The following is a 26,495-nucleotide window of genomic DNA, read 5'->3' on the forward strand; positions in this document are numbered from 1 at the left end:
GTGCCGCAGTCCGAACATTCCCAGTAGTCGGCATAGATGTCATCGCACGGACATAGCCTGTCGTGCAACGCGTGCATGACGTAGCGCAATAGGTATCTCACGGGTCACCCCGTCCGCCCCTGTAGGCGGTACGCGCTGCGTATGGTGGCCTCCGCCTGCCTGTGTCCTCCGTCGCCCCCTACGGCTGCGTAGGCGTCCGCGAGGGGCCCTAGGACGTCATCGATAGGCGCCCCGTCCGCGCAGGCTGCGCGCGCTGCCCACAGCAACGACTGATTGCGGTTGCCGGGTTGCGCGTTCTCGACTGTGGCAATGAGCCCTGACAGGCTGCCCACTCGCCCAGGCTGCCGGAAGGGGGAGGCCACCTTTACCGGCTCGCGTCTGCGGCACAACTCGACTAGCCACGGGGGCGCCGGCCGGACGTCCGCGGCATTCTCGGCAACGTACGCGCCCTTAGTCGTGACGCTTCCGGCGCCCAGCACGTACCCGCCCCACTCACCTGCGTTACAGCGAATGTCGACTAGGCCCTTGACGATGGATGCTTGCGAGGCTTCCGCGGACCATATGCCCTGCGGCCATCGGTAGTAGTAGTGACAGCCGAGTGACCCGGTACAGACTCGGTACGTGTCGTACGCCTCCGCCCAAGATCCCCCCAGGGATTCACAGACGTGCCGGAAGACGTCCGTACCGTCAACAAGAGGCCCTAGAGAGTCATGCAGTCCGGCGTACTGAGTACCCGCCAATTGGTATTCGCGCTTAGGTATGTCGCAATCGACAACCAGTAGGCTCGACGGTTTGCAAGCCACACCGACATTCGAGTCTGGCCAACGGCGCCAATAGTCAATGATCCTGCCTAGGTCGTACGTTGCCGCCTCGCCCCAACGCAGCGTGTACGGCTGCCCAGGCGTCAAGGTGTGAGGCGTTTTCTCGTATGGCTCGACCGGAAACACGTGGAAGCCGCGAGCGCGCGCCTGTAGCGCGTAGGCAATGAGGTTCACGCGCTCGCGCCCCCTCTCAGTTCAGGCCACGCGTTGTGGCCCTTTCCAGCGCCCTCCGGACGAGTGTCATTTCCTCGTCCGAGATCTCATATCCCGCGAGTTCGTAAACCGGCCGGACCACTCCCGCGAGCCTGTCATAAGCCTGTAGAACGGTGAGCGTTCCCCTGTTCACGTCAGCCGCGAGATTCACGGCGGATGCCTCGCCTACCGTGTTGGTCGTGTAGATGGCTACACGGTCCATAAGTTGGTCCCTGCATCGCTCGCAGTCCATAGCGTCTATGGCTGCGTCTATGAGCGTGTGCAATGTCTGTCGGTCCATATGTCCTCTTAGGTAAGGCACAGGGGCCTGTCCCAGGCGAGACAGGCCCCTGTGTGTTGAGTGTTTTTCAGCCCTGTACGGCTGCGAGCGCTGCGCGGAACTCCCGCTCCGCGGTTTCGCGTTCGGTGTGCGCGTCCTTGAGTTCCGCCTCATGGCCATCGAGCTTGGCGAGGCGTTCCGTAAGGCGTTCCATCTGTCCCTCGATCTTGGCGCGCTCCGCCCCGACGTCCGTGGCCTCAAGGCGCTCGACGCGCCGCTTGGCTCGCTCGAACGCTCCCGCGAGCGCAGGCAGCGTCAGAGGCGCACGGCCACGGCGCTTGGGGGCGTTCACGACGTCGTCTGAATCAGCCGGCCCGTCATCAATCGAGCCGTCCCACTCCGCGTCTTCCTCGTACGGCTCCGCCGTGACCTCCGTCATTTCGGCTACCTCCGGGGTTGCGTTTGCCTTGCGACGAACAGCCATTAGCTATCTCCAATGGGTTGTGTTATTGAGGGGTGCGCAGGGCCCTACGTTCGCGCGTCCGGACGTTGACAACTCCCGCCATGTGGGGGCATGGCCTCCGGCCCGTATGACTCGATTACTTAAAGGGGTTGTCCGGGAACGTGGCGGCAATCATCTGCATCTGTTGCTCACCCATTCCGGCAGTCGGAACGCCCTTGGACGCGAGGAAGTCAGGCAGGGAGGGCGCTCCCGCAGGGGCGGGAGCTGCGGCAGGCGGAGCCTGGGCGACAGCCGGAGTGGCGCCGTACGCCTGCGCGGGGGGCGCCTGGGGAGGCTGCGCCTGTGTGTTCTGCCACGGGTCATAGGGGAGCGCCTGCGAGGCGTACTGAGCGGCAGGCGCCTGGGGCGCTGGGGCCTGGGCTACCGGCTGCGCCTGTGCGGCAGGCTGCGCGAACTGTTGCGTCCGCGGGTTGGCGTTCACGTATGCCGTGGCCATCGCGGCATCCTGGGGCGTCCAATCCTGCAATACGTAGGCCCCATCTTTCTGCCCCTGCGAGGGGAGCTTGGAGAGGCGCCCAAGGACCATGCTGCCAATCATCTTGCGCAACTGCGGGACCAATCCCTTACCGCCGATGCGCGCACCTTCCAGCTTTACCGGCTGCCCTGTCTGAGGGTCCGGCAAATCTATTATGACGACGTCCGCGGTAACGACGTCGCTCGTTTCCTGTGTGCCATCCGGCCGGTTGAAAGTCTGCGGACTCACGCTGTCCGGGTAGATCAGGAATAGGCGCCCCAACCACTGTGGGTTGTCGCGAGGCGCGAACTTATCCGCCTTGCCGGGTTGCTGAAACTGCGGAGGGACTGTCACCTGTTTCTCTCTCTCGTGAGGTACCGATAGGCCCTGTATGCCTGTAGCGGTACGACTGAATTGCCGATGGCGCGCAACGCGTCTGTCCGGTCCATTCCGCGGACGCCCGTAACCCAGGCTCCGGGCAATCCCATGAGCCACTGGACGAACCGCGGAGAGAGGCGCTTGCCGCCTCGCGGACCCAGCTCGATGGGCGCAGGTGCAGGGCGCTTAGTGACGCGCTCCCAACGCTCAATGGCAGGGCCGTACTTGCCCCAACCCGCGTCGCCCAGGCGCGCGAGTGTGGTTACTAGGTCGTCGCCTCCGGAGTCTGGGCGGGAGGCTCGCGCGTAATCAGGGCCGCGGATGTTGTCGGCTGCGGTTGGCGTCGGCAGGAGAGGCAACGGCAAACCATCTGTTGCGGACGTGCGGAGCGCCAATGGAGGCAGCCGGTAGGCATACCCATTTGAGGTCATACCCGCAGCCGGCCAAGTCTCCGGCGACGACGTCAAGGCCCCTTCCTCGTATCCCTGCCACGTTTTCCAGGTACGCGATACGGGGTCGTATCTCGCGAATGGCTTGGGCGACGCACGCCCAGACTCCGGAGCGTCTTCCACCTATTCCCCCTCTGGGGCCTGCGTGGCTTATGTCTTGGCAGGGGAAACCCGCCACGATGGTTGTTATCTCGGGATGCTCGACCGCTACGGACGCCCAATCGACCTGCGTGATATCGCCCAGGTTCGCGGCGTCCGGGAAGCGTCGAGCCATGACCAGTGATGGCCAATACGCCTTTTCTGCATAGATTGTTACGCGCTCGCCAGTAAGGCGCTCAACGGCGTAATCGAGCGCGCCTATGCCCGAACAGAGAGAGAGGATCACGGGAGTTCACGCGACACTGCCCCACACGTGCGGCACGTCCAACTGAGCGGACCGCGGTTGGCGGGAGTGGAAGTCTCCGCCCAGGCATGCAAAGAGGGCGCCACCCAATGGAGTAGCGCCCTCAACGTGATGAGTAGCCATGCTGTCATTTGCACCTGTCCGGCGCGTGCCTGCGTCCGCAGCACTTACGGAGCTTCCACGCTTTCCCGCTCCGCCTGTCGTCGTTACGGACTCCCTTGTTCTTCTTTGCTTGCTGGGCTTGTGCCATCAGTCCCCCCAATCGTCGGGCGAGTCTCCGGCTATCCAGTAGCCAACACGGCGCCTCGCGTTCCATATGGCCTCACGGATGCGATAGCGCACACGGCGCCAACGAGGAATCACAACAGGCTGCGGAGGCTCCATTCCGGGCGGCAACGGAATACCTGCGTCTATGAGTTGCTCTGCACTAAACGGCGCGTAGTACGAGACCTTACGGACGCCTAGCGAAAGGTTCGTTGCGTCTATGACGTCGTGCCGGAATGAGCAACGCTCGCAACCGGCGCACAGACCTAGGCGCCAACCGCACTCCGGCGCGTCACCGCTTGCCATTACACCCCCTTTCCCCCTCGCTATCGCCTGGGGAGTAGAAGGGGCAGAAACGGCAGTCATCGGCAGTAAGGAACTTGCGCGCTACCTGTTGAGGCTCGCCCTCATATCGCTTGATGGCTGCGGCTATCGACTCGACGCGAGCGAGCGCGTCTATGGCAATGGACGCGTCGTAAGGTTCCTCCCACACGTAAAGGTCATCGAGTGACGACGCCTCGCGCGGCCAACCGACAATGGCCACGCGCTCAACTTTCTCGCCCTTGAGTCTCGCCCCATAGGCGTACGTGTGGACTTGCACTCTGTACGTGGGCGAGGGGCCTTTGGTGCTCAACTTGTCCAGCGACCAACGCCCCATGAGTTTGTGATCCAAGAACATGAGTAGCGTCCGGTCGAGCAAGTCACCGGTACCGTGCGGGACATAGGCGTTGGGAAACTTGAGCGGTATCTCTACCGCGTATCTACCCGTACCGGCATTCGCCCACAGAAACATGTCGGCAAGACCTTGATGAACACAGATCCCGACGAAACTTGCCCAGTTGTCGCCCCCTGGATTGGTAGGGGACACCCGCAGTAGAGACATTGCAATACGCCTGTCACAGGGTGAGCCAATCTCGCTCGGTCCCAACGTTTCTTGTTGATTGCGTGCGAGGCGGTTTGTGTAAGCGTAGAAAGTCTCTTTGAGGCGCGCGGCAATATCTCTTCCGTGTTCTGTCATGGGTACCGCCTGCGCGAGTACGCGCGCAGTCCTGTCCGGTTGCTCGAATGGTGGTGCCGGTTGGCGGAACTCAAACGGCTCCGTCGACACAGGCGCGCTCGCGGTTGCTGGGGCACCCCCCGTAGCACTCTCCGGAGGCGGAGAAAGGACAGAGGACTCTGTCAGGCTCCGCGTAGGTTCCGATGGGGATTGACCCTGGGCATCCGCAGGTGTCGGGGGCACATCGTTCGTCGTGTCGCCCAGGGTGGGGGCAGTCTCCGGGCGGGAGTCCCTTGCCTGCGGGATGTCTCCGCTTGGCTCGCTCGATGGCTGCGGCGTAGTCGTCAACGCCTGGGATTGGGTCTCTGGGCATGGCTCCGGTCCTTTCTCGGCTGCGCCGGCCTGGGCGTATTCCTTGCCGCTCATGGGGCATTCCTCGGAGCCTCGCGGCACGATGAGGTGACGTCCGTAACGCCCCTCCGCGTCGAGAATGGGCGTCCGTCCGCACGCTGGGCAGTCGGCATAGTCACGGCCCCTAACGGGCGCGTCGGAGTTGTCCGATGGCCCTGCCTTGAGGACGTGCGCAGGGACGATGACCCCGGACATGTCGCACTCAACGCCCTTTTCTTTGTCATGCTTGCGGAACTTGCCTGCCGCGGTTGGGGCGACGTCCTTACGGCAGACAGGGCACCGGTATTTATCGGGCATACATTGCCGCCAAGTGCTCGACTTCCATGCGTATATAGACGCGCTCGCCCATGCGCACTACGGGCGTTAGGTATCGCTCGCGTTCCCAGCGCCGGACGCGCCACATGCGGACGCCCATGTATTGGGCTACCTCAAAGGGCGTCATGAGTTCGCCTGTCGGCTCCGGGGGCGCGTGGCGTTCCTCGCGCGGCTTGCGTGGCCGTAGTTGCTTTCTCTTCACTCTTCCGCCCAACGTGCTATGTGGCGCCCCATGACGAAACGCGCCTGCGGTCCGGTAATGGCAATGGGCCCCATCCGATAGCGCCCCAGGCACGCAGAATCCACGTACCATTTCCAATCTTCCGGGTTGGCTTTCCCTGCGCGCTTGTGGCACAGGAGAGGGAGCGCGAGAGGACTACGGCGCTCGACAGTCGACGTAATGTCACTCCACCACTTGGCGAATAGCGCCGTCTGCATATGCAGTTCGTGACGCTGTCGACAGTGAGGGCAATACCCGCCCTCTTTCCCATCCTTGACAGAGATGATTACCGGGGGAACTGCGGCAGGCACAGGCTCAACGTCCCCAGGGTCATAAGCTCCGCCCAGGGTGTTTCGCCGCGCGTCGACATAGCCGCAGCTCTCCCGCAACCAAACAACAACGGCTGTTTCAGCGGCTGTACCTTTCGCTTTGTTTCGGTTGCCCAACGCTCGTGCCTTTCTCTTGAGTGCCTACACGGAGGGGGCGCGCTTCCCCACAACAAACACACCGGTCATTAGTGATCACGGGTTAGCCGGCCACGGCTCATGGCGTCGAGTCCTCCGCGGATTGAGTGGCGAGGCGCAGCAAGGCGCCGGAGGATGGTTGATAGATGAGGACGCAGGCGAGGCAGACGCCCAGGGCGACAGTGCGAGGCGCCATGAGCCGCGTACAACAGGCGAGTTAGGGCCCGCTAGGGTTGCCCCCACAGTCGACAGAGGGGGGCAACAGTGAGCCATGGCGAGCGCGGAGAACGGACCGAGGCGGACGAGACAGACGACGCCCAGGCGGAAGCTATCCGCCACATTGTCGACGCGTCGCCACCACTCACGGAGGCAGACACGGAACGGCTGCGCGCCTTGCTCGGCCACGATGACCCCGAGAACGACTAAGGCCCCTGCCTCTCGCACTGGCAGGGGCCTTACTGGCGTCGAGCTAGCTAGCGTCCCGACAACGCTCAATGTCCTCCGGGGTGTCACGCACCCAACGGGTATATCCGCGTCCGTTGAACGTGTTCCATTGGATCGTGATTACCTCTCGCGTCGACAGGTTGACGGTAAGGGTGATCCGTTCCGTGTGGAGGTAGTGAACACCTGAGCGTGAGCCATGCGGCAAGGGCCGGTTGTTGCTTTCTATTGCCGCCCTCACTTCCTCCGGACCTAGGGCCATGTCTACCGCCCGACTTAGCGCGTGATGAGAAAACGTCCATTCACCTGCGTTCCGTCGTGCGGCCATGGCTACCCCTTACGCGGCTTGTGTTTGTCTCACCTGCCTCGCCATGAACGGAGACAGGTCTATCGGACACGCGCCCTCAACCCTGGGCGTGATGATGAGCTTGGACAGGTCAAGCTCTTCCTTGGGTGCGCCCTTGGGGCGTCGCCCCATCCGGCGCATTACCGGTTTCAACTCGACGCGATACAACAGGCGCAGGACTTCCCGCCTGCGTGCGAGTGATAGGCCCTGCCAAGTCTCCGCGGCTGCCGCGTGATTGAGTGCGAACGGCGCCAACGGGTCATCCTGCACGCCCTCAAGCATTTCCGCGTTGATCTCTTCAACGCGCGCGTTGAGTTCTGCGCGAGCCGTTTGCCATTCGGACATGGTGAGTTTCTTTTGGCCGTACTCCGTTGCAAGCTCTGTCCTGCGCGCCTCAATGTCCATCAGTTCGTCACGCAGGGAGTCAAGGTCAATGTCCTTGACAGGCTTGACTAGGTCCGCCACATCGGGGCGGGAGAGTCGAGCGATGACTACGCGTTCCATGAACGCATCGAGCAACACGGCGGACTGACGTCCCCTGCCGCATTTCTTGCAGCGGTACACGTCGACTTTGGTAGCGCTCTTGCGCACAGTGCACGTAACCGGCTCATCCGGGTCGGTCGTGCAGTGAGGGCACTCATAAATGAGGCTCCCGAACCATTTCGGGACGTTGCCGGTTGCGGTCCGGCGCGCAGGGTCGTTGAGTAGAACGATCAGCGCCTTACGCCTCTCGTCCGGGATGATCGGAGGATACGCGTTGTACTTGACGATTTCGCCCTTGTACACGGCGTGACCGGATACCCGCGGACTCAAGAGAATCTGCTTAACCGTCCGACTGTGCCAGTTACTGACACCCTCGAATGTCTTCTTTCCGCGTCGGTACTTCCGTCCGTCCTTGGCCGACACGGTCAACACTTCGCGCTCTTTCATGTCACGGAGTAGCGCGGACATATTGCCTTTGGTGGCGGACAGTTCAGATTCCCAATGCTGAATCTCTTTGGCTTCCTCCGTGTTGTGCTGCCCCATGTCCAGAACGGGGCGCTCCTCGTACGCGCGCTCTGCGATAGGCGCTTTGGGGTTGACACACCGGTTAGTCACGCGCCCGGTTTCGATGCCCCACCCGTACGCCCGGACGCCTCCGCCCCACTCGCCGTTTTTCGCCTGCCGCAGTCGAGCAAGGGCGACGCGTTCGCCCTTGTGTGCACTCTCCTTATTCGCGTCGATAATGTCATGCAGGAAATCAGCTTTGCCCTGCGCTCGACGGAGGTTGTATTCCCCGCCCCTCTGGACGGAGTACAGGCGGACGTCATGCGCAAGGCACAAGTCGATGATCAAGAGTGCTTCCGCGGGATCACGGGTCAGACGGTCCGCGTGCCACACGGTCAGAGTGCCGATGGCATCCGCCACGATGTCACGGCACAGGCGGTTGAAGTCTGGGCGCTCGACTCCGCTGTATGCGGAGATACCGACGTCCGAGTAACGACGGTCGAGAGGGCGCCCCCACTGGTCAAGGGCGAACGCGTCGCTTTCCTCGTACTGTGAGTCTGTGCCTCGCCCTGTCTTCTGCTCATCAAGGCTGACGCGGTCGTATTCGACGTTGAGTCTGTCGGCTGACCTGCGGATACTTGGTCTCTGAGTGGTTGCTGTGGCCATGGGGGACAAAGTAAGCCCTAGCCCTGTAGTGGGGAAGACGACGACCCTGCGCATGCTGATGGGCCTGATCAAGCCGGACGGCGGCGAGATCCGCGTCTTCGGCCACGCGATCCGCCCCGGCGCGCCGGTGCTGTCCCGGGTGGGCGCCTTCGTCGAGGGCGCGGGCTTCCTGCCGCATCTGTCCGGCCGCGAGAACCTGGAGCTGTACTGGCAGGCCACCGGCCGCCCGGCCGAGGACGCCCACCTGGACGAGGCGTTGGAGATCGCCGGCCTCGGCGACGCGCTGGCCCGCGCGGTGCGTACGTACTCCCAGGGCATGCGCCAGCGCCTGGCCATCGCGCAGGCCATGCTCGGCCTGCCGGACCTGCTCATCCTCGACGAACCCACCAACGGCCTCGACCCGCCCCAGATCCGCGAGATGCGCGAGGTGATGATCCGGTACGCGGCAGCCGGCCGTACGGTGATCGTCTCCAGCCACCTCCTGGCGGAGGTCGAGCAGTCCTGCACGCATCTCGTGGTGATGGACCGGGGCAGGCTCGTGCAGGCGGGCCCGGTCGGCGAGATCGTCGGCTCCGGTGACACCCTCCTCGTCGGCACCGCCGTGCCCGTGGAGGAGCCGGTCGCCGAGAAGGTCGCCGCCCTGCCGGGCGTCGCCTCCGCCGTCCTCACCGACGACGGACTCCTCGTCCGCCTCGACCCCGACGGCAGCCCGGCCCGCCTGGTCGCCGAACTCGTACGGCTCGAAGTGCCCGTCACGTCGGTCGGCCCGCACCGCCGCCTGGAAGACGCCTTCCTCACCCTGATCGGAGGTTCCGCATGAGCACGCTCACCGAGCGCACCGAGGTCGCCTCCGGTTACCGGGCGGGCCGTACGCTGCCCCTCCGGGTCGAGCTGGTCCGCCAGTTGAAACGGCGCCGCACGCTGGTCATGTTCGGCATCCTCGCCGTCCTGCCGTTCGTGCTGGTCGTCGCCTTCGCGATCGGCGGCGAGCCGGACGCCGGCGGCGACCGGATCACGCTGATGGACTCGGCGACCGCGTCCGCCGCCAACTTCGCCGCGGTCAACCTCTTCGTCTCCGCGGGCTTCCTGCTGGTGGTCCCGGTGGCCCTGTTCTGCGGGGACACGGTCGCCTCGGAGGCCAGCTGGTCGTCCCTGCGCTATCTGCTGGCGGCGCCCGTGCCGCGGGCCCGGCTGCTGTGGTCCAAGCTGGTCGTCGGGCTCGGCCTGAGCCTGGCTGCGATGATGCTGCTGCCCGTCGTCGCGCTGGCCGTCGGCATCGCCGCCTATGGCTGGGGCCCGCTGCAGATCCCGACCGGCGGTGCGCTCGACGCGGGCACCGCGGCGCAGCGGCTCGTGGTGGTCGTGGCGTTCATCTTCGTGTCGCAACTGGTCACCGCAGGGCTGGCGTTCTGGCTGTCGACCAAGACCGACGCCCCCCTGGGCGCGGTCGGTGGCGCGGTCGGCCTGACCATCGTCGGCAACGTCCTCGACGCGGTGACCGCCCTCGGCGACTGGCGCCACTTCCTGCCCGCGCACTGGCAGTTCGCCTGGGCGGACGCCGTCCAGCCCAGCCCCGAGTGGTCCGGCATGATCCAGGGCACCGCGATTTCCCTTACATACGCACTTGTGCTTTTCGCTTTGGCGTTCCGGGGTTTCGCCCGCAAGGACGTGGTGTCGTAAGCGCGCCAACCGGGTGAACCTGCGAAACCAATTCTCGGGTGTCGTGTTGATGAAGCCGTAGGGCAAGGGACTCCTCGGACCGGGCCAAGTGCAAGAACGACTGACCGCCCAACGCACCAGCTTCCCGGCTGCGTCCTGGCCGGCCTTGGACGAAATCTCCGTTCCAAGGCCGGCCTTCCCAGTTCTTCATTCTTCGAGCAGGAAGACAACGACATTGCGACAGACCCTGAGCAGGGGAGTGTTCGCGGCGGCTGCCGCCACGGGCATGCTCTCCCTGTACGGCACGTCCGCCATCGCTGACACCCAGGCGGAAGCAGTCACCAAGGATTCTCCCGGTGTGCTGTCCGGGAACGCCGTGCAGGTGCCGATCAAGGTGCCGTTGAACCTGTGCGGCAACACCGTCGATGCGGCCGCGTTGCTCAACAAGGCGTTCGGCAACAGCTGCGCCAACACCTCGCACAAGACGGAGGACGGGTCGGCCAAGTCCTCTTCTGAGGCGTCCGATAAGTCCGGTGAGTCCAGCGACTCCGGCAAGTCCAGCAGCTCCAGCAGCTCCAGCGACTCCGACGGCTACGGCGACGGCACCTCCGGCGCGCACGCGGAAGAGGTCGCCAAGGATTCTCCCGGTGTGCTGTCAGGGAACAGCCTGCAGGTGCCGGTCGACTTGTCGGTGAACGCGTGCGGCAACACCGTCGATATCCTCGCGCTGTTCAACGAGGCGGCAGACAACACCTGCTCGAACCGTGACTACGGCTACGGCACCGAGGTGGACACGCCTGCGAAGCCGAGTGTGCCGTCCACGCCCGCCACCCCGGCTCCTCCGCGCGTCAAGGAGACGCCGCGTCCCACGCCGCCGAGTGAGCTGCCGCCCACGGCCGAGGTGCTGCCCGGCGAGGTGCCCCAGCTGGCCGAGACCGGCAGCGGTGCGCTGATGGCGGCCTCGGCCGCCAGTGCCGCACTGATCGCGGGCGGGGTCCTGGTGTACCGCCGCAGCCGCGCCACCTCCCACCGGTAGGTGCTCCTGCCGGACGCAACCCGCCCGGCGCCCGAACCGGGAGGAAACGCCGCTCGGGGCCGCTGACGACTCTCTCGTCGTCAGCGGCCCCGAGCGGCTTCGCGTTCCTTCGTCAACGGCGTACCGGCGACGGCGTTTCGGTTCGGCGGCCGCCTCCCGGTACGGGGACCGTCCCGCCCGTGGGAGTCGTCCTGAGCCGGCGGCGTACCCCTCGGACGAGGGTCTCCGCCGTGAAGGACGCGCCCTGGACGAAGCGCATGGCCGGGCCGAAGCCGGAGGCGGTCACCAGGCCCGCGAGGAACAGGCCGGGCTGGGAGGACTCGAAGTCGCGCCCGACCACCGGGGAGCCGTCGGGCAGGGCCGCCAGCGTTCCGCGCAGCTCGGGCGAGAGCAGTCCGAGCCGGTCGCAGCGCGCCCGGAACCCCGTGGCGGCGATGACATGTTCGGTCTCCAGGGCGCTCCGGACGCCCGCGCGGCTCACCATGTCCAGCCGTAGGCCGCCCGGTACCGCACAGGCCGCGGTGACCTCATGACCCGGCAGCAGCTCCACCACGCCTTCCACCCGGTCCCGCACCCACCACGCGCCCGCCGGCCCCAGTGCCGTGGTCGCGATGCGGGCCCGGGTCGACTCCGGCAGGCGCCGGAAGAGGCCGGGGCGCTCGGCGTAGAACCAGTTCCGCCAACCGGGGCCGAGGCCGCTGTGCGGGGAGCGGACCGACTGCCACCAGGGGCGCTCCCAGGGCGGCGGCACGTCGTTCCACCGCAGCCCGTCGGCCCGCGCCAGCACACGTACGGACGTGCCCTGTTCGGCGAGCAGCGCCGCGGTCTCCAGGGCCGCCTGGCCGCCGCCGATGACCGTGACGTCCTTGCCACGGAAGCGGTCGAGGTCGCTGTGGTGGCTGCTGTGCGTCACCAGTGAGGGGTGCAGTCCGCGCAGCGCCTGCGGGACCTCGACGAACGGCATCACACCGACCGCCAGCGCCACCGCCCGCGCGTACAGCGCCTGTCCGTCCTCGGTGACCGCCGTGAAGCCGCCGGGGCCCGACGCCACCCGGGTGATCGTGCGCTCGTCCACCTCCGGCACGGCATGGCGCGCGAACCACAGGCCGTACGACGCGAACGCCTCGACCGGGATCGGCTGCGCATGACGTGCCGTCAGGCCGTGCTCCGCGCAGTAGACGTCCAGGCGCCAACGCCCGGCCGGGTCGGAGAGGTTGGACGCCCAGGGCTCCGACTTCAGGAACATGCCGCGGGGCATGTGGTCCCGCCAGGACGCCATGGGCCGACCGAACACACGCAGGTTCAGCCCGGCGGCCGCGGCGTGGGACGCGATCGACAGGCCGTACGGGCCTGCGCCCACCACCAGAAGGTCGTACATCATCAACTGCTCGCTTTCTCGTTATCGGTCAGGGAGGGCGAGGACGCCCGGGGGATGAGCCGCGGCGCCGCCGGTGCCGCCGCCGTCGCGCCCAGCCGCTCACGCAGCCGGCGGGACACATGCCGGCACCACAGGCCCCACATCGCCCATCCGGGCGCGCGGTCGTCGCGGGCGTACCAGGCCAGTTCGCGCCCGCCCGGCGCCGCACGCAGTGCCGCGAGGGGCGCGTAGTTCTCCACCACGAACGTCCGCCCGGCCATGGGGGCCCCGTCCGGCAGCGGACGGCCCGTCAGGTCCAGGTGCAGGGCGCGTACGACGTCCAGTCCCGCGCTGTCGGCGAAGAGCCGGAACTGCGCGCCGGGGCGCGGGTTGAAGTCGAGCAGGTGATAGCTGCCCGTCGTGCCGCAGCGGCGGAAGTCGAGGTCGAAGATGCCGCGGTAGCCCAGCTCGCCGGTGAGCCGCTCGGCCAGCGCCTGCACCTGCGGGTTGGGTGTCCAGCAGCCCACCGCGGTCAGCCCCGCTCCCCGCGGCCAGTCCAGCCGCTTGCGGCCCGGCCCGCCCGCGCGCAGGGTGCCCGAGCGGTCGGCATAGCCGTGGAAGAACCAGTCCCGGTTCGGCCCCGGCGGCAGGTACGCCTGCAGCAGCAGCCGACTGCCCGCATCCTCGGTGCGCAGATACAGCTCGCGGGCCTGCTGCACGGAGCGCACCAGCACCGTGCTGCGCAGCCCGCTGCCGGCCGGCAGCAGCCAGGGCCGGCTCCACTTCGCCACCAGCGGCAGCCCGAGCTGCCGCGCGTCGGCGGCGGCCCGTGCCGCACTGTCCGGGACCAGCGTCATCGGGTGCGGGACGCCCGCGGACGCGCACACGGCGGCCAGTTCCGCCTTGTCGGCCACGCGTTCGGGCAGCGTGCCCGGCATCGTCGGCAGCAGGTAGGAGGGCGCGAGGTCGGTCCGCATCCGAGCCACGGCGACGGCGCACGCGTCGTCCATCGGGACCAGGACGGCCGGACGCGCGATCCGGTCGGCCACGCGGCGCAGCACGCCGAGGATGTCGTCCGGGGAGGCTCCCGGGAGCGGCGGGGGATGCATCTGACGCACGTAACGCGACGCATGGACCGGACTTCTCGCTGAATCGGCGACGACATGCACCTCCACTCCCGCCCTGCCGAGCGACCGCACGGCTCCCAGCGTGCCGTGGTGAAAAGGATTCCGGTCGATTCGTAGCAGTACGGCGGGGACGCGGGTGTCGAGTAGCGGCACGAAATCTCTCTTTCTAACGGATCGGATCACCCGCACGGGCGGGCGCAGCACTCGAAAGCCGCAATGGCAGTGGCGCCATTGGTTTTCCTGTGCCTGACTTCATGTGACGGTTGGTCAATAAGCAGAAGCTGCGGCGGAAGGCCGGAGGAGATTGAGGAAAGGAACAGCATGGCCCCTCACCACAAGCGGATCCGGGTCCGCTGGCTGGCCGCGGGCGCGGTGGCGGTCGCAGCCGCGTCGGCAGTCCTGGCGTCCGGGCCCCCGGCGGAGGTGGGGGTGGTGCGGGGTGACGATGCTCGCCCTCCGGCACCCGTCCCGGCGGCTCCCGCGCCCCTGATCCCCAGGCCCGCGCCGGGCAGGGACGTTCCGGCCTTCGGTGCCTTCCTCGGCTCCGACGCCCGTGGCGTGGCCCGCATGCCGCGGTTCAGCCACTGGCTGGGCCGTGCCGAGCTCCGCGTCGGCCACACCTACCTGCCCGGCAACAGCTGGCGCGACATCGAGGGTGCCCCCGGCTTCCTCAACGTGTGGGCGAACTGGCGCAACCAGGAGGACGACCGGATGCTCGTCCTCAACGTCCCCCTGCAGGAGCGCAACGAGGGGGGCGTCTCCGACGCCGAGGTGCGCAAGCTGTTGCGGCGGGGCGCGGCCGGGGAGTTCGATCACCACTTCCGTGCCCTCGCCGAGCGGCTGGTCCAGCTGGAGGTGCCGGACACGGTCCTGGTGCTCGGCTGGGAGATGAACGGCACCACGTACACCCATCGCTGCGGTCCGGACCCGCAGGCGTGGAAGAAGTACTGGAACAGGATCGTCACCACCATGCGTTCGGTGCCGGGCCAGAGGTTCCGGTTCGATTTCACGCCGAGCCGTGGCAGGGACGCCATTCCCTGGACGGAGTGCTATCCGGGCGACGACACGGTCGACATCATCGGCATGGACGCCTACGACCAGCCGGCCGGAAAGTCGTTCGACCAGCAGGTGAATGAGCCCTACGGGCTGCAGGACCATGTGGATTTCGCGAAGGCCCACGGAAAACCCATCTCGTATCCGGAATGGGGACTCTTCCGCAACGGCGACAACGCCGAGTACATGCGGCGCATGCTCGTGTGGATCGGCGAGCACCGGCCGCTCTACAACACGCTGACCGACTACTGCCCGCACGGTGTGTGGCAGTGCGAGGACGACAACCCGAGGTCGTCCGGCCTCTACCGGTCCTTCTTCGGCGGCACCGGAGAGGCGACGCCGCCCACCACACCACCCACGCCCGAGCCGACCCCGCCCGTCACACCGCCGGCCCCGGAGGAGGAGTGCACGCCGGTGGACATGGGCAGCTGGATCGAGCACTGGCTCGGCGGGAAGCTCTGCGTGCGCTTCGACTGGTGGTAGCGCCGCCGGGCGTTCGATCGGGTCCACCGCCGTCACCGCTGTCCGCGCACATCGGCGGCGGCGGCCGGGCCCGGCACCGAGGCGGCCGGGAGCGGGTCGTCGTCCTGGCGGGTCTGCCTCGGCCGCGCCAGCAGCGCCAGACCGCACAGCAGCCCGCCCGCACTGGCGCCCACCAGAGCGGTCACCACCGGCGACGTGGACGTCGGCTCGGTCGGCTTCACCGCCCGCGAGAACTGCACCAGCCGGACCTGGGTGTTGCTGCTGGTGTCGTCCGCGTGCCGGGTCAGTGCGCGGGAGACCGCGTTGGCCATGTCGACGGCGAGGCCGGGGCGCGAGGAGGTGGCCGAGACGGCGACCATCGGCGCGTCCGGCGAGGTCGCCGTGCGGACGCTGTGCTGCAGCGTCCGCACCGGCACGCGCGCCCACACCTGTGCGTCCCCGAGCACGGCGAGCTGCGTGGCGGCCCGGCCGTACGCCTGCGCGAAACCGAGCGCGGATTCCGGGCCGGACTTGTCGGTCGGTACGGCGATGACATAGCTGGTGGCCGTGTACTTGGGGGGTGTGACCAGGCCGTACGTGCCGCCGAGCAGGCCCCCGAGGAGGGTGCCGGCCGCGAGCACGGACCAGGACGGCAGCTTCCTGAGACGGGCCAGGGACAGGCGCTGACGGATCGGAGTGGTGGTCATGACGGGCTGGCTCCCAGAGGTGAGAGGGACGACGACGAACTGGAGAGCGCGGCCGCATACACGTCCATGAGGCGGGCTGCGCTGCGGGTGATGCTGTAGCGGTGCGTGACCTCCGGTGCCGTGCGCGGCCAGGGGCCCGCCGCGCGGACCTCGGCGATCGCGCGGGCGTACGCCTCGGCGCCGCCCCGCACCCGCCGGGCGCCGACGGCGGCCGACGGCGGCAGGTCCTCGATCGCCGGGCAGGAGGCGTAGAGCACGGGCAGACCGCACGCCAGCGCCTCCACGGCCGCGAGGCCGAAGGACTCCTCCATGGACGGGGACGCGAGCAGGTCCATCGCGGAGGTGAGCGAGGGCAGATCGGGGCCGGGGGAGCCGTCGGGGACGTAGGGGCGTTCGCCGGTGAACAGGACGCGGTGGGCCACGCCGGCCTCGTGGGCCGTGCGGCGCAGGATGGGCTCGTCGGGACCGCCGCCCACCAGCAGCAGCCAGTGGTCGTCCGGGAGCCGGGTGAGCGCGTGGACGAGGACGTCGAACCGCTTCCCCCGGGTGAGCCGGCCGACGCCGCCGATGACGTACGCGCCCTCCGGCAGGCCGAGGCGCCGGCGGGTGCGCTCGCGCCGCTCCGGGTCGAAGCGGAAGCGGTCCACGTCGATGCCGTTCGGGACGACCTCGATGCGGGGCGCGGGCACGCCCCAGCGCTTCAGTCGGTCGGCCACCGTCGCGGAGACGGCGACCGTCGACGAGCCGAGCCGCTCGCTGGCGAGGTACAGCGCGCGTACGCCTGGTGTCAGCCTGCGGCCCTCCATCTGCGAGTCGCCCAGGGAGTGTTCGGTGGCGACGACCGCGCGGACCCCGGCGAGACGTGCGGCGGGCCGGCCGTAGACGCAGGCCCGGTACAGGTGTGTGTGCACCAGGTCGTAGCGGCCTGCGCGGATCACCCGGGCCAGGCGCGGGAGGGCGGTCAGGTCGCGGTTGCCGTCCATGCCGATGTGCACGACGCGGACGCCGTCGGCGGCGAGGCCCTCGGCGACCGCACCGGGGTTGGTGAGCGTCACGACGTCGCAGTCGACGGGCAGATGGCGCAGCAGCAGGCGCAGTTGCTGTTCGGCGCCGCCGACGCCGAGGCCGGTGATGATGTGCAGAGCCTTCATCTCACAGGCCCTCCACCGGACGGCGGCGCAGCCGGTGCAGCCGGTGCTTGAGGTGCAGGCGCCAGGCCGTGTCGTTCTGGCCGACGTGCACCCGCGGCAGGGCGTGCGGACCGGTCAGCGGGCCGGGGTCGATGGCGCAGGCGTAGGCGTACCCCGCTTCCCGTACGGCCTCGACGGCGCGGGCGTCGACCGTGCCGTACGGGTAGCAGAAGCCGTCGACCCGGGCGCCGGTCAACTCTGCGATCAGCGCGCGGCTTTCGACCACCTCGGTCTTCAGGGTGAGGTCGTCCGCCTTGGTGAGGTCGACATGGGTCAGCCCGTGCGAGCCGATCTCCACGCCCGCGGCGGCCGCGCGCCGGATGCCGTCCGCGGTCAGCAGCGGCTTGCGCGGGCCGAGCGGGTCCCAGGCGTTGTCGCCGCCGAGCCGGCCGGGCAGTACGAAGAGGGTGGCGCCGCAGTTCCAACGGCGCAGCAGCGGCAGGGCGTCGGTGACGAAGTCGGCGTAGCCGTCGTCGAAGGTGAGCCCGACCAGTCTCCGCCGCTCGCCCCGGGCGCGGGCGGCGAGCAGCTCGGCCACGGACACACCGTGCAGTCCGCGCCGGTGCAGCCAGGCCAGCTGTCTGTCGAGCCGCTCGGGCGTGACCGTGATGCGGTAGGGGTCGTCCGAGCAGTCGCCCACCGAGTGGTACATCGCCACCCACGGGACCGGGCCGGGGCGCGGGGCGGGGATTCTGCCGGTGTCGAGGGAATCAGTGGAAGCGGCCATGTGTGAGCCTTCGTGTGACGGTGCGTACGGAGCGCAGTGCGGATGCGACAGGGCCTAGGGCCGAGATGAGCGGGACGAAGACGGCGGTCACGGTCAGACAGCCCGCAGCGAGGCCCGCCACCGGGGACTGGAACCGGCTTGCGACGAACGCGCCGGCTGCGGTGGCGGCGACCGCGGCGAGCACCGGCCTGCTCAGCTCGGCCAGGACCTTCGGGAGGCGGATCGAGACGCTGTGGGGGCTGCTGCGCCGGGCCGTGCGCAGGCCGGCGAGGAGCAGGGCGGCCGTGACGGTGATGCCGATGGCGTTGGCGGCGGCGATCCCCTCCACGCCCCAGGGGCGCACGGTCGCGGCGCCGATCGAGGACGTCACGGCGATGCCCACGGTCATCACGGCGACGGGGTACCAGCTGGGCCGGCCCGCCGAGAAGTACGAGCGGACCAGGGCGCCCACCAGCGTCTGGCCCAGCAGTCCGAGGGCGTACACGCGCATGACGGCCGCCGTCGCAGCGGTGTCGCCCGCGGTGAACGCGCCGCGCTGGAAGAGCAGTTCGATCATCTGCGGGGCACAGGCGATCACCGCGCACATGCCCAGCAGCACCACACAGGAGGCCAGCGCCAGATCCCGCTCCACGCGGCTGCGGGCCCGTGCGGTGTCGCCGTCCGCGAGCGCCCGCGCCACCACCGGGAAGGTCACCGTGCACAGCATCAGCGACAGCGTCATCGGGAGCTGGGCGACCTTCTGCGCGTAGTTCAGGTGCGAGATGGCCCCGGCGGGCAGGGAGGAGGCGAGGAAGCGTTCGACGAGGACCTGCGACTGGCGGCACAGCGCGAAGAGGAGTACGGCGGCGATCAGGGCGAGTTGCATCGGCCGCTCCCCGACATCGGCCCTGCCCCCGCCAGGCGTCGGCTTGCGCGAGGCCAACTGCCGCCACAGTGACGGCAGTTGCACCGCCACCATCAGACAGCCGCCCACCGCGACCCCGATCGCCGCCGAGCGCACCCCCCAGCGTTCACCGAGCAGGAACATCGCGGCGATGATGCCGGTGTTGTAGGCGACGTAGATCGCCGCGGGCGCGAGGAAGCGGCGGTGCGCCCGCAGGGCGGCGCTGCAGTACCCGGCGAGCCCGAAGGCCAGCACGCAGGTCGCCGTGAGCCGGGTGCAGTCGGCGGCGAGGCCGGGGTCGGGCAGGCCCGGCGCCAGGGCCCGGACCAGGTAGGGGGCCACACCGGCGACCAGCGCGGCCACCGCGGCCAGGGCCAGGCACAGGCGGGGCAGGGTGGCGACCACCAGAGCGCGGACGGGGTCGTCCGGGGCGCCCCGGGCGCGGCGGGCCAGCGCCATGCTGAACGCCGGGATCAGCACCAACGCCAGCCCGTCCTCGATGAGCAGCGTGGCGGCGAACTCCGGCACCGTCCACGCGACCAGGAAGGCGTCCGTGTCGCTCCCGGCACCGAACAGCCGCGCCAGCGCCTGGTCGCGCACCAGGCCGAGCAGTGAACCGGCGATGGACAGCGACGCCGTGACGAGCGCGGCCCGGGCGAGGAACCTCCGGGACGCCGAGGCCGGGCCGTCGCCGTCCCCGGCCAGGGTGGCGGCACGCGCCGCGGGTACGGTCGCCGCGCCGTCGGCTGCGGATCCGGGGCTCTGCGAGGGCGTCACCGTCATCGCGCCACGGCCTCCTCGACGCGCTCGCGCACCCCGCCCCGTGGCACGCCGTCCACGCGTTGGTCGCCGGCCAGCGCCCACCACGCCACGAGCCCCAGGGCCACAGCGGTCAGGACGGTCGAAGGGCCGCCGATGTCCCCGTACACGAAGTCGGTCAGCAGCCAGACCAGCAGCCCGCAGCCGACCAGTGCGCAGTCGAGTCCCGGTCCGCGGTCCCGGACGCGCAGCAGCCGGCGCAGGCCGCACACCAGCAACGCCAGCCAGCTCCCGGCGAGCGCGAGCAGCCCGACCAGGCCCTGCTCGCTCAGCAGCAGCAGGTACATGTTGTGCGGCGACAGCAACGGCTGCCTCTGGTACGCCGTCCCCGCGCCCGCGATCTCGCTGCCCGACGACAGCGCCAGAGTGGCGTGCCGGTCCCGGTGCTCGGGAAAGCCCTTCATTCCGACGCCCGTCAGCGGTTGCTGCCGCCACATGCCGGTCGCGGACGCCCACAGCGTGTACCGGTCGACGACGGACTGGTCGGGGGCGTCGGTGACCTGCGCGATGCTGTCGATCCGCTGCTGCAGAAGCGCCGTGCCGACGCCGAACCCGCCGACCAGGATCACGCCCGCGGCGGCCGCGGCCGCCGCCACCTTCAGCGCCCGCCGCAGCCCGGTCAGCGCCAGCTGCACGGCGCACGCCAGGGCGGTCGCGATCCAGGCGCCCCGGCTGAAGGAGAGCGCGAGCGGCAGCAGCAGGGCCAGCGCGCACCCGGCGGCGGCTGCCCGCTGCCGTACGGACGCCGGGCCCAGCGCGATCCCGGCTGCGCACACCAGGCCGAGCGAGACGACCATCGCCATGCCCATCACGTCATGCGGCCCGAACGTGCCGACCGCCCGGATGTTCTCGCCCTGGTAGGAGGCGCCGGTCCGGGTGACGTACTGGTGCACGCCCACGGCCCCCTGCCACAGCGCGAGCCCCACGAACGACCAGGCCACCAGCCGGAACCCGGCCCGGTCGCGGATCAGCAGCAGCACGGCTGCCGGGACGAGCACGAAGATCTGCAGATAACGCCCCAGGCCGGTGAGCCCGGCCTGGGGCGAGGACGCTCCCATCGCGGCGAGCGCGAGCCCCACGACCGGCAGGCCCAGCACCACGGCCGCGACGGGCGACAGCGGACGCCGCCGTTCGCGCAGGAGACGGAGCACGCAGTACACCACCGCCAGCCCGGAGACCACGTCGGCGGGCCCCGCGCCGTCCGGCGTCAGCGGCAGGGCCAGCAGCGCGGGCACGGCCACCACGGGGAGGACCGGCGTCAGCGCGGCGGCCCGGCCCGGGAGCGATGTCAGGGCGTGGCTCACGTCTCTCAGCCCCCCGTCGGGCGCACCAGGGTGGCCGCGGTGCGCAGCAGGATGCAGATGTCCTGCCACAGCGACCAGTCGTCGATGTAGGCGTTGTCGAACCGGCAGCGGTCCTCGATCGAGGTGTCACCGCGCAGCCCGTGGATCTGGGCGAGGCCGGTGATGCCGGTCCGCATGCGGTGACGGACCGCGTAACCGGGGTAGGTCTGGCTGAACTGGGCGACGAAGAAGGGGCGTTCGGGCCGCGGCCCGACCAGGCTCATGTCGCCCCGGAGCACGTTCCACAGCTGGAGCAGCTCGTCGAGGGAGGTGCGCCGCAACATACGGCAGAACCAGCGCATCTCGATCTCGTTCGCCACGCTCCACCGGGTCGCCGACTCGTGCTCGTCGACCGGGCGGTGGGTACGGAACTTCAGCAGCGTGAACGGCTTTCCGTTCTTGCCGATGCGCTCCTGCCGGAACACCACGCCGGGACCGTCGCTGATCCGCAGCGCCACCGCGCACGCCAGGAGCAGCGGACTGACCAGCAGCAACAGCGACCCCGACACGAGAATGTCGAGTGCCCGCTTGCCCACGCCGCCGCGGCGCACCGGGGACATGTCCAGACGCCGGCACGAGAACCCGGCCAGCCGCTCCCTCGTCGCGTACGACGGGGAGTCGGCGTCGACCTCCCAGACCACGCAGCCCGACTCGGCCAGCGCCCGCAGCAGCGGCCCCTGTTCGGCGCGTACGGAGGGGTGAACGGCCAGTACCGCCCGCACCCCGTTCTGGATGACCGCACGCTCGACCTCCTCACCGGTCGTCAGCACCGGCAGGCCCTCGGCGCCGTCCGGCTGCCCGGCGACCACCCCCACGGGCCGCACACCGCACCGCGGGTGGCGCAGCACGGCGGCGGCCACGCGCTGCGCGGTCGCCACCGGGCCGACGACGAGTGCGGTGTGCGGGTGGCGCAGCAGTGCGGCACGCCGCCGCCCGTGCACGGTTCCGCGCAGCACACAGCCGACCGCCGACTGCAGGGCGAGGCCCGTCAGTACGGTGCCGACGGACAACGCGTGCTCCGGCCGGTACGCCGCCGCGAGCGCCGAGAGCGCCAGCCAGGCCACCGCGATGCGGCCGCACACGGCGGGCAGTTCCTCCAGCAGCCCCGGCACCGGCGGCCGGCCGTCGCGCGGACGCAGCAGCAGCGACGCGACGACCAGCAGGGTGACGAGCAGCGGATGGCGCTGGGCCTCGGTGAGCGCCAGCGTGCCCGACAGGGCGGCGACGCCGTCCGCGACGAGCAGCGGGACCGGTGAGGCCGACCGGGCCGGGCGGCGCGGGACGGGGAACCGGAAACCGGTGGCGGTGCCGCGCGGCGGCAGGACCGAAACTGGTGAGAAACCGTGGTCCCGTGGCGGCAGGCCGGGGGAGGGCACGGTACGTTCGGCGGTCACGAGTGACTGGACTCCCTGTGCTTGGTGGGCTCGACGCACTGTGTTGTCTGGTTCGCCCCGGCGCCATGGCCCGTGCCGGGCGGCTGACCGTGCTCAGCGCCGCGGGCCTCGGTGGTCCCCCACTCTCGGCTTCGCTCGAGCGGGGGCACCCCCATGGCCGCGCGGGACGGACGCGCCCCTCGGGCGGCGGGCCAGGTGCCGAGCAGGTCGCGGTAGACGCTCGCGAGCGCCTCGGCGGTGTGCCGCACGTCGTGGGTGGACAGCACATGCCGGCGGCCGGCCTCGCCGAGCGCCGCGCGCAGCAGCGGGTCGAGCAGCAGCTCGCAGACGGCCCCGGCCAGTGCCGCCGGTTTCTCCGGCGGGACCAGGCACCGGGCGGCGAAGGAGGGCGGCAGGCTCTCGCGGGCGCCGTCGACGTCCGTGACCACCACGGGCCGCCCGCAGGCCATCGCCTCCAGCGGGGCCAGCGCCATGCCCTCCCAGCGGGACGGCAGGACGACGAGGTCGGCGGCCTGGTACCAGGGGGAGGCGTCGGTGACGGCTCCCGCGAAGAGCACGGACTCCGGGGCGCGTTCGCGCAAGCGCTCGCGGTCCGGCCCGTCGCCGACCAGGACGAGGCGGGCGTCGGGCACCCTGCGTACGACGGCGTCCCAGGCCCGCAGCAGGACGTCCTGCCCCTTCTGCCGGCACAGCCGCCCCACGCAGACCGCGAGCGGCGCCGCCGGGGGGACGTCGGCGAGCGGTGCGAGCCCGGCCCGCACGGCGCCGGCGTCGGCCGGGTGGAAGCGCTCGGGATCAATGCCGTTGGGGATGACGGTCCACCGGCCGGTGATCCCCGCACGCACGCCGGTCGCCCGCTCCGCCTCGCTCACACACACCAACCGCGCGGCCCAACGCGCCCCCCATCGCTCCCACTTGAGCGCCAGGGCCGCGGTGCCCCCGCCGACCGCCTCGAACGACCAGGCGTGCGGCTGGAAGACCGTCGGAATCCGCCCGCGCACCGCGAGCCGCCCGGCGAGCCCGGCCTTCGCGCTGTGTGCGTGCAGGAGATGGGGGCGTACCTCGTCGATGACCCGTGCGAGGTGCCGTACCTCCCGCACGAGCGACGGACCCGGCGACCGCGTCGCGTGCCAGTGCCGCACGTCCGCGCCCAGCGCCCGCAGTTGCGCGGTGAGCGGGCTGTCGGGGCAGGCCACCGTGACGTCCAGGCCGTCCGCCAGCTGAGCCCGGACCAGGTCCGTCACCACGCGCGCGACCCCGCCGTCCACCGGTTGGGTGAGGTGCAGAACCCGCAGCCGAGGGCTGATGGGTGACAGGTGCATATGCGCGGCTTCCTCGCTCACGACGGCGCTCGGGACGGGCGGCAACGGGGTCACTGCTGGGCGTCGACAGCGACGAAGAGCGCACCGGCCCACGCGGCGTCCTGCTGGGACTGGAGCCGGAAGGTCAACTGGTCACCGGCGTTCTGCAGGACTCTGCCGAGGTCGAACACATCGGAGTCGTAGCCGAGGGTGTTGGCGTGCGCGGGCACCCGCGCCGCACCCTCTCCGGGCTCACTGATCGTGGAGTTCAGGACGTCGTCCTGGGGGTTGGCGGCGTCGCCGAGGGCGATGGAGGCGGACCCGTTCGTCACGGTGAGCGAGTCGCCGGTGGTGCCGCGGTCGCCGTTGTACGCCACCAGGCCCGAGCGGCCCCCGGCGCCTGCGGCGAAGCGCAGATCGCGCAGCTGGATCTCCTGTCCCGAGCCGGACTTCAGCGGCACGAAGCCGTCCCAGACCGCGAGGTGCCGCAGCGGTTCCGCCGCGTTCTCGTACACCACCACCAGCGTCCAGCCGCCCCATGCCCCGGCCGCCGATCCGCCCATGGCCACGTTGACCTGCGCCACGGTGTACAGGCCCGACCCGCCCTCCCGCACCAGCCGCGTGACGTCCGCCGACGCCTGGAAGGCGTCCGCGCCGTCCGCCACGCGGTGTCCGACGACCGTGTCCGCGAGGAGCTCCTGGTACTCACCGCCGGGTTCGGCGATCAGCACGCGTCCGTTGTCCTCCGGCGGCTTCTGTTCGCCGACGCGCAGGTTTCCGCCCCAGTACAGGCGCGCGTACGTCACTCGGGAGCCGGAGGGGAGGCGGACCTCAGCGCGGGAGGAGTTGTAGGTGTTCGGGTCGCGGTCGACGTCGATGTAGAACATGTCGAAGTCGCCGTTCGCCCCCTGCCTGCCCCCCTGCACGTCCGGGCACGAAGGTGCCGTGCTCTGCCTGCAGGTGATGGAGGAGTTGGCCGCGCGCACGATGCCGCCGTGCTGGTGTGCGCGGTACCGCTGGGCGAACGCGAGGCTCTCCGCCTCCGGTGCGGGGGCGGCAGCCAGGGAGCTGCCGGGTGTCCACATCGCGGCGAGGGCGAGAACGCCGACCGTCGCATGGCGAAGCAGCGGACCCAGGGAATGACGCATGACCGTCGGTGCCCTTTCGGAACAGGTGGCGGTGGCAGCAGCGACACGAGTGCGATGTGTCCGCCCGGAGGGGTGTGATCGGGAGGTGCGTCACTCTAGTCGCTAACCGGACAAATATGGTGAAAGACGACACTGGTGATCACGCTATTGGCGGCGTAACTCCCAGGAGCACGGCCCGTGCCGTTCCGCCGAACGAGGACCGGGGCGCAATCGGGCTGACGTACCGTCTGATCAGGCAGAACGTGGCAACGGGGGAGACGCGGGAGCGCGGAAAGCCTGTGATCGGTTGCGGGAGACCATGGGTGATCTGACGGTGGGCTCAGGATCCAACGCCCGTCGAAAGGAACCCCCCATGCGTGCTCTGCCCGCACGGTGCATGGCGTCCAGCGCACTGTGCGCCGCCCTCCTGGTCGGGATCACCGGCCCCGTCGCCATGGCGGACGACTCGGCCCGCGAGCGAAGCCGTACGGCGTCGCCCGATATGCGGCTCCCCGGCGCGGACACGCTGCACGCGCAGGTCAGACAGCTCAACGCCTTCGGCAGCGAGTTCGCGCCGGTCACCGACCTGCTGAACGCCGTACTCAAGGCGGACGACCGCCAACTGTCCGCCGCCAAGGCCGGGAAACTGGGCGACGCCGCGAAGGCCGCCCTGGCCAAGGCGGCCGCCAAGGCTCCGGCGACGGGCGTGCTGCCGCGTGACACCGACCTCACGAGCGACGAGCTGGACGCCCTGGAGGAAGCCATCGACAGTCTCGTGGAGGCGGCGACCACCTCCGATGACGAAAGCCAGGTGCTTCTGTCGGTCGACGACCTGCTGAACGAGGTGTGGAGCCTCATCGACGGATTGCTCGGCACCGGCCTGCCCATTCTGACGTCGCTGCCCAGCACGTCGACATCGACGACGGCGCCACCGGCATCGGCCGTCACGCTCCCCGACATCACCTCGACGCAGACCCAGACGGTGCTGTTGACGGTCCCGTGAGCGCACGTGCGAGATCTCGGCCTTTCAGAGATCTCATATGAGGACTTGCAATCTTCGGCACCTCTGGTTTCCGCCCAGACCACAGCTCGTTAGGCACGGCGACAGAGATCCCCTCCGGCAACCTGCGTTGCCGAAGAAAGGAACACGATGAAGTCCCTGAAGGCTGCCGCCGTCGTTGCCGGGTCCTTGATCGCCGCCGGTGCCGCCACTCCTGCGTACGCCAACAACACCCCGTACCAGGCACCCACCGGCCACAGCGCCCCCGACATGGCGCCGGCTGCCCCGGCCGCTCCGTACCAGGCGCCGGCTGCGCAGAGTGCTCCGGCCCAGGCGCCGGCCGGCCCGACCGTTTCGTACCAGGCGCCGGCTGCGCAGAGTGCTCCGGCCCAGGCGCCGGCTGCCCCGGCTGCTTCGTACCAGGCGCCGGCTGCCCCGGCCGCTCCGTACCAGGCGCCGGCTGCGCAGAGTGCTCCGGCCCAGGCGCCGGCCGGCCCGACCGTTTCGTACCAGGCGCCGGCTGCGCAGAGTGCTCCGGCCCAGGCGCCGGCTGCCCCGGCTGCTTCGTACCAGGCGCCGGCTGCCCCGGCCGCTCCGTACCAGGCGCCGGCTGCGCAGAGTGCTCCGGCCCAGGCGCCGGCCGGCCCGACCGTTTCGTACCAGGCGCCGGCTGCGCAGAGTGCTCCGGCCCAGGCGCCG

The 26,495-nt window shown here is 69.6% G+C and carries 21 protein-coding genes and 2 pseudogenes; 5 read left to right on the top strand and 18 right to left on the bottom strand.

What is annotated here, in order from left to right; all coding sequences use genetic code 11:
- Nucleotides 1-104: 104 nt before the first annotated feature.
- From ACTWQJ_RS00530 to ACTWQJ_RS00560, 7 genes are all read right to left on the bottom strand, one after another.
- On the bottom strand, nucleotides 105-995 hold the full coding sequence (locus ACTWQJ_RS00530) for a bifunctional DNA primase/polymerase (protein ID WP_443304611.1): 891 nt from the start codon (nucleotides 993-995) through the stop codon (nucleotides 105-107).
- A gap of 16 nt (nucleotides 996-1,011) precedes the next feature.
- Nucleotides 1,012-1,314 carry a hypothetical protein gene (locus ACTWQJ_RS00535; RefSeq protein ID WP_443304612.1) on the bottom strand — a complete coding sequence of 101 codons (303 nt, stop codon included), beginning with the start codon at nucleotides 1,312-1,314 and terminating at the stop codon, nucleotides 1,012-1,014.
- A gap of 67 nt (nucleotides 1,315-1,381) precedes the next feature.
- Nucleotides 1,382-1,732 (bottom strand): hypothetical protein, encoded by a 351-nt coding sequence (locus tag ACTWQJ_RS00540; RefSeq protein ID WP_443304613.1) that lies wholly within the window; start codon nucleotides 1,730-1,732, stop codon nucleotides 1,382-1,384.
- 160 nt (nucleotides 1,733-1,892) lie between these two features.
- On the bottom strand, nucleotides 1,893-2,624 hold the full coding sequence (locus tag ACTWQJ_RS00545; RefSeq protein ID WP_443304614.1) for a hypothetical protein: 732 nt from the start codon (nucleotides 2,622-2,624) through the stop codon (nucleotides 1,893-1,895).
- A 333-nt stretch (nucleotides 2,625-2,957) separates the two neighbouring features.
- Entirely contained in the window at nucleotides 2,958-3,482 is a 525-nt protein-coding gene (locus ACTWQJ_RS00550; protein WP_443304615.1) for a DNA cytosine methyltransferase, read from the bottom strand.
- A 574-nt stretch (nucleotides 3,483-4,056) separates the two neighbouring features.
- Complete coding sequence (locus ACTWQJ_RS00555) at nucleotides 4,057-4,782, bottom strand: hypothetical protein (protein WP_443304616.1); 726 nt, start codon at nucleotides 4,780-4,782, stop codon at nucleotides 4,057-4,059.
- A 2,167-nt stretch (nucleotides 4,783-6,949) separates the two neighbouring features.
- Complete coding sequence (locus tag ACTWQJ_RS00560; RefSeq protein WP_443304618.1) at nucleotides 6,950-8,611, bottom strand: recombinase family protein; 1,662 nt, start codon at nucleotides 8,609-8,611, stop codon at nucleotides 6,950-6,952.
- A 31-nt stretch (nucleotides 8,612-8,642) separates the two neighbouring features.
- Here ACTWQJ_RS00560 and ACTWQJ_RS00565 point away from each other — a divergent pair.
- From ACTWQJ_RS00565 to ACTWQJ_RS00575, 3 genes and pseudogenes are all read left to right on the top strand, one after another.
- A pseudogene (locus ACTWQJ_RS00565) lies at nucleotides 8,643-9,431 on the top strand (ABC transporter ATP-binding protein); the annotation flags it as partial.
- Complete coding sequence (locus tag ACTWQJ_RS00570; RefSeq protein ID WP_443304620.1) at nucleotides 9,428-10,291, top strand: ABC transporter permease; 864 nt, start codon at nucleotides 9,428-9,430, stop codon at nucleotides 10,289-10,291. The pseudogene ACTWQJ_RS00565 and the gene ACTWQJ_RS00570, both read left to right, overlap by 4 nt.
- A 214-nt stretch (nucleotides 10,292-10,505) precedes the next feature.
- The gene (locus ACTWQJ_RS00575) at nucleotides 10,506-11,306 is read left to right on the top strand and encodes a chaplin (protein ID WP_443304621.1); all 801 of its coding nucleotides are present in this window, start codon (nucleotides 10,506-10,508) and stop codon (nucleotides 11,304-11,306) included.
- Between the two features lie 112 nt (nucleotides 11,307-11,418).
- Here the strand turns inward: ACTWQJ_RS00575 and ACTWQJ_RS00580 are convergent, their stop codons facing one another.
- Complete coding sequence (locus ACTWQJ_RS00580; protein WP_443304633.1) at nucleotides 11,419-12,684, bottom strand: NAD(P)-binding domain-containing protein; 1,266 nt, start codon at nucleotides 12,682-12,684, stop codon at nucleotides 11,419-11,421.
- A gap of 2 nt (nucleotides 12,685-12,686) precedes the next feature.
- Nucleotides 12,687-13,943: a carboxylate--amine ligase gene (locus tag ACTWQJ_RS00585; RefSeq protein WP_443304622.1), complete on the bottom strand. Its 1,257-nt coding sequence runs from the start codon at nucleotides 13,941-13,943 to the stop codon at nucleotides 12,687-12,689.
- A 168-nt stretch (nucleotides 13,944-14,111) separates the two neighbouring features.
- Here ACTWQJ_RS00585 and ACTWQJ_RS00590 point away from each other — a divergent pair, with 168 nt between their 5' ends.
- On the top strand, nucleotides 14,112-15,326 hold the full coding sequence (locus ACTWQJ_RS00590) for a glycoside hydrolase family 26 protein (RefSeq protein ID WP_443304623.1): 1,215 nt from the start codon (nucleotides 14,112-14,114) through the stop codon (nucleotides 15,324-15,326).
- A 32-nt stretch (nucleotides 15,327-15,358) separates the two neighbouring features.
- Here the strand turns inward: ACTWQJ_RS00590 and ACTWQJ_RS00595 are convergent, their stop codons facing one another.
- From ACTWQJ_RS00595 to ACTWQJ_RS00630, 8 genes are read right to left on the bottom strand one after another with little or no spacing between them, the layout of a single operon-like run.
- Nucleotides 15,359-16,012 carry a lipopolysaccharide biosynthesis protein gene (locus ACTWQJ_RS00595; protein WP_443304624.1) on the bottom strand — a complete coding sequence of 218 codons (654 nt, stop codon included), beginning with the start codon at nucleotides 16,010-16,012 and terminating at the stop codon, nucleotides 15,359-15,361.
- Nucleotides 16,009-17,163: a glycosyltransferase gene (locus tag ACTWQJ_RS00600; protein ID WP_443304625.1), complete on the bottom strand. Its 1,155-nt coding sequence runs from the start codon at nucleotides 17,161-17,163 to the stop codon at nucleotides 16,009-16,011. The genes ACTWQJ_RS00595 and ACTWQJ_RS00600 overlap by 4 nt, the downstream gene beginning before the upstream one ends.
- 1 nt (nucleotide 17,164) lies before the next feature.
- Nucleotides 17,165-17,929 carry a polysaccharide deacetylase family protein gene (locus tag ACTWQJ_RS00605; RefSeq protein ID WP_443304626.1) on the bottom strand — a complete coding sequence of 255 codons (765 nt, stop codon included), beginning with the start codon at nucleotides 17,927-17,929 and terminating at the stop codon, nucleotides 17,165-17,167.
- The gene (locus tag ACTWQJ_RS00610) at nucleotides 17,913-19,595 is read right to left on the bottom strand and encodes a lipid II flippase MurJ (RefSeq protein ID WP_443304627.1); all 1,683 of its coding nucleotides are present in this window, start codon (nucleotides 19,593-19,595) and stop codon (nucleotides 17,913-17,915) included. Before ACTWQJ_RS00610 ends, ACTWQJ_RS00605 begins: the two co-directional genes overlap by 17 nt.
- A complete protein-coding gene (locus tag ACTWQJ_RS00615) occupies nucleotides 19,592-20,935 on the bottom strand; it encodes an O-antigen ligase family protein (protein WP_443304628.1) in 1,344 nt (447 codons plus the stop codon). Before ACTWQJ_RS00615 ends, ACTWQJ_RS00610 begins: the two co-directional genes overlap by 4 nt.
- 5 nt (nucleotides 20,936-20,940) lie before the next feature.
- Nucleotides 20,941-22,368 carry an exopolysaccharide biosynthesis polyprenyl glycosylphosphotransferase gene (locus tag ACTWQJ_RS00620; protein ID WP_443304629.1) on the bottom strand — a complete coding sequence of 476 codons (1,428 nt, stop codon included), beginning with the start codon at nucleotides 22,366-22,368 and terminating at the stop codon, nucleotides 20,941-20,943.
- Entirely contained in the window at nucleotides 22,365-23,690 is a 1,326-nt protein-coding gene (locus tag ACTWQJ_RS00625) for a glycosyltransferase (protein ID WP_443304630.1), read from the bottom strand. The genes ACTWQJ_RS00620 and ACTWQJ_RS00625 overlap by 4 nt, the downstream gene beginning before the upstream one ends.
- 50 nt (nucleotides 23,691-23,740) lie before the next feature.
- Nucleotides 23,741-24,817: a DUF3344 domain-containing protein gene (locus ACTWQJ_RS00630; RefSeq protein WP_443304631.1), complete on the bottom strand. Its 1,077-nt coding sequence runs from the start codon at nucleotides 24,815-24,817 to the stop codon at nucleotides 23,741-23,743.
- A 352-nt stretch (nucleotides 24,818-25,169) separates the two neighbouring features.
- Here ACTWQJ_RS00630 and ACTWQJ_RS00635 point away from each other — a divergent pair, with 352 nt between their 5' ends.
- Complete coding sequence (locus ACTWQJ_RS00635) at nucleotides 25,170-25,799, top strand: hypothetical protein (RefSeq protein WP_443304632.1); 630 nt, start codon at nucleotides 25,170-25,172, stop codon at nucleotides 25,797-25,799.
- An 89-nt stretch (nucleotides 25,800-25,888) separates the two neighbouring features.
- On the opposite strand, the pseudogene ACTWQJ_RS00640 reads toward ACTWQJ_RS00635, so the two are convergent.
- Nucleotides 25,889-26,495: pseudogene (locus ACTWQJ_RS00640) on the bottom strand (hypothetical protein); the annotation flags it as partial.

This window comes from Streptomyces sp. KR55 (assembly GCF_052245645.1).
Lineage (GTDB): Bacteria > Actinomycetota > Actinomycetes > Streptomycetales > Streptomycetaceae > Streptomyces > Streptomyces flavusporus.